The 10,693-nt window shown below is 36.8% G+C and carries 10 protein-coding genes and 2 pseudogenes; all 12 read left to right on the top strand.

Annotation, left to right across the window (positions count from 1 at the left end; translation table 11 throughout):
- A partial coding sequence (locus ACODS7_RS29330; protein WP_488828243.1) for a transposase occupies positions 1–493 on the top strand: 493 nt, incomplete at its 5' end.
- A gap of 354 nt (positions 494–847) precedes the next feature.
- Positions 848–2,788: a VirB4 family type IV secretion system protein gene (locus tag ACODS7_RS29325; RefSeq protein ID WP_488828241.1), complete on the top strand. Its 1,941-nt coding sequence runs from the start codon at positions 848–850 to the stop codon at positions 2,786–2,788.
- 3 nt (positions 2,789–2,791) lie between these two features.
- Positions 2,792–3,913 (top strand): bifunctional lytic transglycosylase/C40 family peptidase, encoded by a 1,122-nt coding sequence (locus ACODS7_RS29320; RefSeq protein ID WP_488828239.1) that lies wholly within the window; start codon positions 2,792–2,794, stop codon positions 3,911–3,913.
- A gap of 34 nt (positions 3,914–3,947) precedes the next feature.
- Complete coding sequence (locus tag ACODS7_RS29315) at positions 3,948–4,250, top strand: hypothetical protein (RefSeq protein ID WP_488828237.1); 303 nt, start codon at positions 3,948–3,950, stop codon at positions 4,248–4,250.
- 11 nt (positions 4,251–4,261) lie between these two features.
- Positions 4,262–4,861, top strand: coding sequence for a MerR family transcriptional regulator (locus ACODS7_RS29310; RefSeq protein ID WP_488828235.1), 600 nt, complete (start codon positions 4,262–4,264; stop codon positions 4,859–4,861).
- A gap of 20 nt (positions 4,862–4,881) precedes the next feature.
- Positions 4,882–5,754 (top strand): hypothetical protein, encoded by an 873-nt coding sequence (locus ACODS7_RS29305; RefSeq protein WP_488828233.1) that lies wholly within the window; start codon positions 4,882–4,884, stop codon positions 5,752–5,754.
- 261 nt (positions 5,755–6,015) lie between these two features.
- A complete protein-coding gene (locus ACODS7_RS29300) occupies positions 6,016–6,273 on the top strand; it encodes a hypothetical protein (protein ID WP_208742600.1) in 258 nt (85 codons plus the stop codon).
- Complete coding sequence (gene mobP2, locus ACODS7_RS29295) at positions 6,270–7,478, top strand: MobP2 family relaxase (RefSeq protein WP_488828231.1); 1,209 nt, start codon at positions 6,270–6,272, stop codon at positions 7,476–7,478. Before ACODS7_RS29300 ends, mobP2 begins: the two co-directional genes overlap by 4 nt.
- Positions 7,475–7,942 (top strand): hypothetical protein, encoded by a 468-nt coding sequence (locus tag ACODS7_RS29290; protein ID WP_086401513.1) that lies wholly within the window; start codon positions 7,475–7,477, stop codon positions 7,940–7,942. The genes mobP2 and ACODS7_RS29290 overlap by 4 nt, the downstream gene beginning before the upstream one ends.
- An 18-nt stretch (positions 7,943–7,960) precedes the next feature.
- Complete coding sequence (locus ACODS7_RS29285; RefSeq protein ID WP_488828228.1) at positions 7,961–8,170, top strand: hypothetical protein; 210 nt, start codon at positions 7,961–7,963, stop codon at positions 8,168–8,170.
- A 35-nt stretch (positions 8,171–8,205) separates the two neighbouring features.
- Positions 8,206–8,952 (top strand): annotated as a pseudogene (locus ACODS7_RS29280) (IS66 family transposase); the annotation flags it as partial.
- Between the two features lie 116 nt (positions 8,953–9,068).
- A pseudogene (locus tag ACODS7_RS29275) lies at positions 9,069–10,519 on the top strand (IS1182 family transposase).
- The last annotated feature ends 174 nt before the right edge of the window (positions 10,520–10,693 follow it).

Raw genomic sequence — 10,693 nt, 5'->3', positions numbered from 1 at the left:
CAGTCTGAGATTAGAAGAATTATCTCATAGTGAAAGATATGAAGAACCAGTCGCACAGTTAAGATGCTTAAAAGGGATAGACACAACATCGGCAATGACTGTTCATGTGGAAATTGCAGACTTTACTCGTTTTCCCACGGCTAAAGCATTTATGGCTTATGTAGGATTGATCCCGAGCGAAAACTCAAGTGGAGAAAAAATCAGTCGAAGTTCGATTACAAAACAAGGAAATTCGACCGTTAGGTCTACTCTTGTAGAATGTGCAAATGCATTGGTAAAAGGAGCAATCGGATTAAAATCGAAACGAGTGAAAGCGAGACAAAAAGGGCAACGAAGTGAAGTAATTGCTTATGCGGATCAGGCTGTAGAAAGGTTACAAAGAAAATATCATCGAATGATGTATCAAGGAAAACCTAGAAATGTCGCCGTTACAGCTATCGCAAGAGAACTGGGAGGTTTTATATGGGGGTTAGAAACAGGTAAAATTCACTGAAAATAAAGAAGAAGGGATATGAAGTTGATTCATTCATAGTTAGAGACCAAAGGTATCAATTGATGGCATAGATGAGCTTCAGAGATAGTGAATTCCAGGTCTGGCTATCTATGACTCACCTCTTCTGGCACAGTTGAAATTCTGATAAACAAGCTATTTATTAGAATGTGAAAAGATGTGATCCACGCAGTGAGATTATAAGAGCCTAACGACGGACCATTAACCTGAGGTAACCAATCCACGAATAACAGAGTGGTTAACTGTCGATAGATCTTATTTCTGAAGCTTTTGTATGCCATCAAGAAAATATTATGGGCAAAGAAACTATTGACAAAGGTCACTTCATAACAGGTGATGAATGTGTCTGTACTACATTTTTTGAAGAGAAAGAAAAAGAAAGAAGAGAAAAAAGAAAAGAAACAAATCAATAAAGAAGTAGTTTCCCAGATTCAACCGCAAGGGGGCATTCACTTTAAAGAACTATATGTGCAAGGTGGAGATGGATTACAAACTTGTATTCATGTATACGGGTATCAAACGACAGTAAATGACTTTTGGTTAGAGCCTATCATGAATATGCCGAATGTCATTACAACGTTAGATATTATAAGTGACAGCCGAAAAGTAGTGATTGAATCCATTAATAAATCAATGGCAGAACAAAGCGTTCGATATGCGAACGCAAAAGAAAATATTGAACGAATTGAAGCGGAACAACAGTTTCAAGAGTTGGAACGGTTGTATCAACAAGTATCAAAAGGAGAGGTGCTGAAACGAGTTCACTTACGTATCTATATCTCCGCACGAACAATGGCAGAGCTTGAAAAACAAGCAAAAGAAGTCATGGAAACTCTAGAATCTTATAACTTCAGAGGTGCCATTTTCTTAAATGAACAAGAACATGAATGGGCTTCCCTCACATCAAGTTTTGAAATGCAAAAGCAATATATTAATAAACGAAATGGAAAAGAAGTACCGGCTCTTTCTTTAGCCGGAGGCTTCCCGTTCCACTTTACATTTCTAAATGATCCATACGGTATTTACTATGGCACTACCAAAACAAAGGGGAGTGTCATTTTTGATTTGTTTCATAAAGATGCACAGCGAAAAAGTTATAATGCGGTTGTAATCGGAAAAATGGGAGCTGGTAAGTCAACCTTGCTGAAAAAAATCATGAGTGATTATGCGATGAAGGGTTATAAAATCAGGGGATTTGATATTACAGGTGAGTTTGAAGATATTGTGCATGAATATAATGGGAAGCAGATCGCACTGGATGGGTCACAAGGAAAAATTAATCCGCTTCAAGTGTATAAGACGGCTGAAACAGAAGAAGGTTCATTTACCCAGCATTTATCTAAAATGAGTATCTTTTATCGCTTTATTGCGCCAGAAGCAAAAGATGATGAAATTAAGGAGTATGAGAATTTACTGCGCAAAATGTATGTAGCTAAGAAATTATGGAGTGATGAATCGAAAGCTGTCAATCATATTACGAGTTTACCAGCAAGTGAATATCCGATTTTCTCCGATTATTTACATTTTGTTCGTACAGAATTATACGAAGATATAAAGAAAGGAATCTACCGTTCTAATGTGAGTCCGACTCGTAAGGAACGCTTAGAACTGATTGAATTAAATCTGATCAATTTAGTAGATAATTATGGACATTTATTTAACGGTATTTCCACGATAGAAGATTTCTCGAAAGAGCAAATCGTCTTTTTTTCATTACGCCATCTTATGAGTTTAAAAGAAGAAATCTATCAAGCACAGATTTTCAGTGTGATGAACTTAATGTGGGATGAGATGTTAGAAAACGGAAAACCGCAGTGGAAGGCGTTTGATAGAAAGGAATTAAAGTTTGAAGACGTAATGCGTTTTCTCATTATCATGGACGAAGCGCATCATCTGATAAATACGAGTGAACGTAGTCAACATGCGGTGGATTTCACGATTAAGTTTAGCCGAGAAGCACGTAAATATTTTGCAGGGATTGTATTTGCAAGTCATTCTATCCGAGATTTTGTACCAGAGGATGCAAGTGTAGCAGCCGTAGAAAAAATTAAGACACTCTTTGAACTTACGCAGTACAAATTTATTATGCAACAAGATAGCAACAATCTAGACATGTTACGGCGAGTATTTGCGGGACAAATCAGTACAAGTGAACTGAATGAAATACCTTTTTTACCAACAGGAGATGTACTTTTATGTATTAGTGCCGTCAAGAATATTTTATTTAAAGTCGATGTGACAGAAGAAGAGTTAGCGTTATTTGGAGGAGGGGCATAATTCATGCATCTTGTACTAAAAATCATCCCGAAAAAGTGGTTGATTATGATCGCTCTGAGTCTACTTTTTCTCCTTGGAACAATTCTTTTAGGGGCTACAATGACACTTATTGGTGGAATGGAAGGAAATAAAAAGCAAGGGGATATTACATACCCACAGGGTGGTATAGGGACGGCAAATGTTTCGGCAGAAGTGTTGAAATGGGAGCCGACAATTCGGAAGTATGCCCAGCAATTCGGCGTTGAGGCATTTGTCCCATTAATGCTGAGTCAAATGATGCAAGAGAGCGGGGGACGAGGACTCGATCCGATGCAAAGCTCCGAAGGAGCTTTCAATACAAAGTACTGTAAAGGGCCCAATTGTATTACAGATCCAGACTACTCTATTTGGGCTGGTGTTCAAGAATTTAAGCATGCAATTGAGAGAGCAGGTGTAACGGGACCAGGTGATATGGATCACATTAAAACCGCTTTACAAGCCTACAACTTTGGAACAGGATTCTTCAATTTTATTGTCAATCATGGTGGTAAATACACAAAAGAATTAGCCATTCAGTTTTCCGCAGAGCAATATCAAAAGGTAAAACATACAGGGATGTATCGTTGTGTACGACCGGAGATGATACCCTATGGGGCTTGCTATGGCGACGCGCTTTATGTTGATGCCGTGTTGAAATATTATACGCCTGGTGTGCCTGTTAACGGCGGTGGTGGTGCCGTAGGAGGCGGTTCTTCCGGCTCGCAAGTTGCCGATGTTGGGCGTCAATGGATAGGACGTTCTACCTATGTATTTGGAGGAGGACGGAACACAAATGACATCGCAAGAGGCATCTTTGATTGTAGTAGTTTTGTACGCTGGGCATTCGAACAAGTAGGAATGAATGTAAGTCCAATGGGGGCTGTAAGTACAGAAACCTTGAATAAAATTGGTACACAGATTTCACCAATGGAAATGAAAGCTGGCGATGTGATTTTCTTTGATACGTATAAACATGACGGTCATGTTGGACTTGTAATTGACCAGAATACTTTCATTGGCTGTCAAACAAATAAAGGGGTTTCAATCGAAACTTTATCAAATCCATACTGGAGTAAAGTATTTAAAGGACATGTGAGAAGGTTCTAAAAATAGTAAGAAATTAAAAAGGGGAGAGATTTTTATGACAAATAAAATACATGTATGTGAGGACGCATTATTTCAAAAAGTGATAACACCTCCGTTAGAAGAATTTCAAGATTATAAAATTAAACCAGCAAATTATATGATTCAAGACGTTGGTGAGAACTTTCTTTTGCATAGAGAATTGAGTGAAGGTGAATCTTCACAGTCAGAAGAAATGATGTCTCGTTATGAAGGAAAGAGTTACGTGTTTTTGTATAATTTCCCTTCGGAAGAAGAAGCTTTGCAGGCAATTCATTCCTATTGGAATGCAATAAAACAGCTCAACTCATTTGAAAAATAGGAGGGAGAAAAATGACAGGAGAAAAAAACAAAGATAACAGAAAAATTTGGTTTGTAACGCTTGCGATTGTGATTGCAGGCGTTACTTTTTTAAACATCTTTCTGTACGCTCGTAATGATGAAACAGGAGATGTAAAACGATTAAAAGTTCAAAATCAGGTGTTGCAAACTGAAAATGAAGAGCTCAAAAAGAAAGTGAAGGAAACACTTCCTTCGGAACAGGAACAAGAGCGACAATCCTATCTTTCAACGGTAGAAAAGTTTATTCAGTTGTCGTTTCATCGAGAAAAACAAGGATATGAGGAGCGAAGAGCTCAAGCAAAAAAACTGATGAAGGACGAAATATTTCAACTCTTTTATCCAACGGATACATTCGAAATGGATGATACCTATGTATCTAAACCATCTGATATGAAGTTATATTTACAAGCCTATATAATTGGAGCTTCTCAGGTAGAAATCATTGCGGAATTTCAAAATACATTGACCATTGGAGCGCAAGGGAAAACGGATAAAACAAAAAATGTGATGAAAGTGACTGTACAAAAAAATCAAGAGAATTGGCAAGTAACTAATGTAGAAGAATTAACAGTTCAAATTATTCCATCTTAAAAAAGTGAGGTGCTAGGTACATGGAAGTTGTGAACAATGGTGTGAATTTGAGACGAAAAAAATCATGGATATATGGTTTGATTGTAGGGTTTATGTTGGTCGGTTTTTTCTTGTTCTTTACCTCGAAATTATATGTACCTTACGAAGAACCGGTTTATCATACAGAACTAAAAAAGCCGGTTGCGTTATTTGGAAGTCGAACAATGACAGTGGAAAGAAGAGCGTATGATCCAGCTTCTCATACAATAGAAATGTTCCTTCATGTAGAGGGAGGAGATGGCGAGCAATATCAGTTTCAAGCGCAAGAAAAAGCAAATCCAAATCTTCAATTACCGGTGAAAGTTGTGTATCAGGATGATGAAAATCTTGTTGTACAAGTGAAAGAATTATCTCCAAAATGGCAAGCAGTTGCGCTTGATGTATTTGAAAAAAATAATCGAGATGTGACGCTAGAGACAAAGCAAAAGACGGAAGAAGAAAAAGAAGTTTCAAAAGAAGATGACAAGCAAACGTTCTTAAAATCATTCTTCTCCGATCAAAACAAAACAGATGTAGAAGAAGGGATTTCACAAAAAAGTAAAGGCTCTTATGCGAAAGTATTCATTGGTATCGAGCAAAAAACATTAAAAGAAAAAGTAAAACAATACGATGCAATGATGAAACAAGAAACATCTAAACAAACACAGTGGCAAGAGAAAATCACAGAATGGAAGAATGACGCTAAGTATCAAACGGAAACGGAAAAGATGGAAAATGATGCGAAAATCAATTCAAAAGAAACGAATATTAAGCAATCAAAAGACAAGGTTGAACTATACAAATGGGAGCAAGGGCAGGTCAAAGAAAAGATAAAAAAATTAGATGAGAAGGCAAAAGATGCGGAGCAGTTATGAAAAAAGTTGGGTCGACCATGACTCGACTTTCTTTATTTATGACTCCACCTCGAGTCAACCTATGCAGAAAAGTGGGTCGACCGTGACTCAACTAAAGGGGAATTTGAGTCGACCTCGACTCGACTTTTCGGAGTTCTTCTTGTTCCCACGGTTTCGCTAGGCTTTGCCTAGCTTCACACCCTAGGTGGGAACAAAAACCCCTTATGCTCTTCTTCTCTCTCTTTTTGAGTGGAGAACCCAAATATAGAGGAGGAATTGAAAATGGAGATCAGAGTGCGCAACATGAATCCAGTTGCGGTAAAACGAATTGATGAAATCGCAAAAGCAAAAGGGCTTTCAAGAGATAAATTCTTGCAAGGTCAATTGGAAACTTTAGCTTTCTATCGAGAACAACAAAATCGTGAATTGTATCTTCAACAGCTGCTCGAAAAAAATATCTATGCGATGGAAAGTTGTTTCGAAGCTGTAAAGGAGATGAATGCATTTTTAAAGCTCATGACAGAGGATGAAGAGGCATGAGTGTTTCAACAAGTCCTATGCAAGCGAAAGTGACGCCAGGGGTTGTAACAGTCTCTAAATTTGTGACAGCAGATGGAGAAAGTTTTCAAGATTATGTGGAGTATATTGACAGAGAAGAAGCAAAAAAAGAAGGGCAAGCACACAAAAGAATGTTTTCTCTGTATCAAGATTACATGGGGGATTCTGAAAAGACGTCCGCTTTATTTACAGAACAGAGTAACAGTTTGAATAAAAAGGAAAAGAAAGACCTAAAAAAGATGTTTCAGCTCGCCCAAAAGAATAACAGTATCATGTGGCAAGATGTGATTACATTTGATAATCAATGGCTTGCAGAACATGGCATATATGACCCGAAAACACGTATAGTTGATGATAAAAAATTGATGGATGTTACTCGCTTATCCATGAAAGAAATGTTGAAAAGAGAACGATTAGAACATACAGCAGTTTGGTCAGGAGCGATTCATTATAATACGGATAACATTCATATTCATATCGCAACAGTGGAGCCATATCCAACGAGAGACCGTGGCAAGAGAAAACAAACAACATTAGATGCGATGAAAGCGAAAGTGGCTCAAAATATTATGGATCGTGGGCAAGAACAAAAACAGATTAACGATTTGATTCGAAAGAATATGGTTGATAAAAAGAAAGATGATTCCACATTGAAGTGGCGCAATCGAGAGTTGAAACCATTATTCCAGTTCATTTATAAACGTTTACCGGAAGATAAAAGGCAATGGCAATACAGTTACAGTACATTGCGTCCTCTTCGTCCTCATCTTGATGCATTGACGCAAAAATATATTGAGAAGCATCATAAAGAAGATTATAAACAGTTTCTTCAAAAGTTAGATAAAGAGGTGGATGTATTAAAGAGAGCATATGGAGAAGGTTCTGGTGATAAGAAACGATATGAAAATTATAAGGAAAATAAAATAGAAGAGCTTCACAAGCGAATGGGAAACGCATTTTTACAAGAGATGAAAGCGTACGATAAGGAACGACAGCGCATTGATAAAATGTTAGACCGAAAGCCTAGAGAGCGAAAGAACTTTCAGCAAAATGTTTCGATGCAATATGCACTCAAAAAGATGGAGGGCGCATTTAAAAGTGAATATGAAAGTTGGAAAAACCAACGTTATTATGAGCGTCTTCAGAGGGACATCCAACAGCAAAATGAGAGGGGATATGAACGATGAAAGAAAATGAGGTAAAGCGGTTATTTACGATTGATGAAGAAACAGATCATTACTTTAGGGCTTATATGGAGGAACATCAAATTCGCTACAATGGGGTAGCACTTGCCAAAATGTGTAGAGATCATGAACAAGCAAAACAACAAGAATGGTCGCTTCGATATATTACGGAAGTTGTGACAAAACATCTTCATGAAGTATTAAAAGAAGAGCTGACAAAAATCCGACTTGGTACAAATAGTACAGATAAAAATACACAAATGTTGCTTGAGTTTATGAATGGTATTTATGAACATGAAAATTATCAAGGAGTTTGTACAACTGATATCGCAGAAACAGAAGCGACAAAGCATATAAGAAAAGTAGTGGAGGATAGAATTGCACATAAAAGACAAAAGAAGATAGATCATCAGGCGTCCAGAGGACAAAAGGAAACAGTATTTGTACCTGTTGATGAAATCAATTGATAAGGGAGTGAATGAGAGATGGGATCTTCAGGAATTGAACCAATTGTAACCGTGCCGAATTCATTAGGTATGGTTGCTGTTTTTCTGTTAATCATTTGTGCAGGATTAATCAGCATGTTAATCATTGAAAAGAAATGGAAACAACTTGTTCATTTATTGGTGGTAACTACTCAGCCACTTGTCGGCGTCTTTTTTATTTTACTAGTTTCATATGCCCTCTATCTGTAAATACTGAGTATATCAAACAGTGTGGAGGTGATAGTATGGTCGATCGAAAAGTCATTTTAACGGCATATAAAAAAGGTCCTGAAGCTGTTATTTCTTTATTTGAAGAAACATTCTCTAAATCTGAAAGACGTATAGAAGAATTAGAAAATCGTTCAAAAAAAAACTCCAAAAATAGTCATAAACCGCCTTCTACAGATGGTTTGTGTAAACCGATTACCAAAAGTTTGCGTAAACCGTCTAATCGTCAAACAGGTGGCCAGTTGGGCCATAAAGGACATACTCTTGGTTTGACAACGGCTCCAGACCATACAATTACCCATTCTCCTACGCATTGTACGTGTTGTAACACGTCCTTACACAACGAACCTGTGAAAGGATACCGCATTCGCCAAGTATATGATTTACCACCTATCCAGATAGAAGTAACGGAACACAAAGTAGAACAAAAAGAATGCCCTCATTGTCATACTATCCAAGAATCCCAGTTTCCCTCTACAGTGTCTCGTTCTGTACAATATGGTCCGCATATAAAAAGACTGATTCCTTATTTAACACATTATCAGTGTATTTCTTTGCAACGAACAAAAGAATTCTTTCAAGACTGTTTTAGCCATTCTATCAGCGAAGGAACCCTAGTCAATCATACAAAAGCTTTCGCTTCTCAACTGCAGCCTTTTGTACAGGAAGCCAAAGAAAAGATTCTTCAGTCTTCGGTTGTTCATTTTGATGAAACCGGTATGCGAGTAGAAGGTAAAACACACTGGTTACATACTGCGAGTACACGAGGCCACTGAAAAAGTGGCCATTCAGTAAAAAAAGATATATTTCTTCATAATCTGAGGAAAATATGCCTTTTTTACTGTATACTTATCGTATCAATCTAAGACGGGTGAAGCGTATGATACAACATCAACAATCAATGGTTTTTAGTCCTTATACGGATATTTATGAATTAGTTGTTCCAAAGGGTAATCTTTTACGAAAAATTAACGATTTAATCGACTTTTCTTTTGTTTATGATGAGCTTAAAAATAAATATTGTCATGATAATGGTCGAAATGCTATCGATCCTGTTCGTATGTTCAAATATTTATTATTAAAGACGATTTATGACTTATCTGACGTCGATGTAGTTGAGCGTTCAAAATATGATATGTCTTTTAAATATTTTCTTTATATGGCTCCGGAGGAGCATGTAATTGAACCCAGCTCTTTAACTAAATTTCGAAAACTTCGTTTAGAGGATATTTCTCTTTTGGATATGCTTATCAATAAAACTGTGGAAATTGCCATTGAGAAGAAAATCATTAAAAGTACTTCTATTATCGTTGATTCCACTCATACAAAATCCCGATATAATCAAAAATCACCAAAAGAAATCCTAGTGGGTCGCTCCAAAAAGCTAAGAAAAGCAGTTTATAAGATAGATGAAAACATGAAAAATAAATTTCCGACTAAAAATACAACAGATATCCTTGAAGAAGAGATCTACTATTGCCAACAACTGATTGAAGTAATTGAAAAAGAAAATACACTTTCTCAGTATCCAAAGATAAAGGAAAGTTTGAACCTTTTAAAAGAAACAGTTGCTGATGACATAGAGCATCTACAGATATCCAAAGACCAGGATGCAAAAATCGGGCATAAAACTGTGGATTCTTCTTTTTTTGGATACAAAACACATATCGCTATGAATGAGGAACGGATTATCACCGCCGCCACAATCACCTCTGGTGAAAAGAATGACGGGAAACAATTAGAGACTCTCATTGAAAAAAGTATCGAAGCAGGTATGGGCGTTGAGTCTGTCATTGGTGATGCAGCTTATTCAGAAAAAGGAAATATTACCTATGCAAATAAGAATACAATTAAATTAGTAGCTAAATTAAACCCTACTGTGACACATGGTATTCGTAAGAAAGAAGATGAGTTTGAATTTAATAAAGATGCTGGAATGTATGTGTGTAAGGCAGGCCATATGGCCATAAGAAAGGCTCGTCGCGGCAAAAAGTGGGTAAGTAAAAACCAGAGGGATACATACTATTTTGATGTGAAAAAATGTAAACACTGTCCATTTAAAGAGGGTGCTATAAAGAAGGCGCTAAAAGTAAGACTTATTCTGTAAGTATTAAATCAAATGAACATATAGAACAAGCCAAATTTCAAGAAACCGACTATTTTAAGGAGAAAGCGAGAGAACGTTATAAAATAGAGGCTAAAAATAGTGAATTAAAACACAGACACGGGTATAATATTGCAAAATCCTCGGGTCTCATTGGCATGCAATTACAAGGGGCTATGGCTATTTTTACAGTAAATCTGAAAAGAATATTGAAATTAATTGATTAAAATAGAGAGCCCAGGGACTCTATTTTACGTGAAAAAGGACTCTATTATTCATATTTTGAATGTTGGAGTCCTTTTTTTATTTAACTCTTTCAAAAATCCGAAGGATTTTCAGTGGCCTCCGAGTACACCAGAGGTGACACTACAACATATTCATGAAAAACGTGGAAAAGAAGC

It is taken from the genome of Bacillus sp. FG16, from assembly GCF_057809515.1.
Note: the sequence above shows the minus strand (reverse complement) of the source record. Positions and strands in the feature narration are given on the sequence as shown.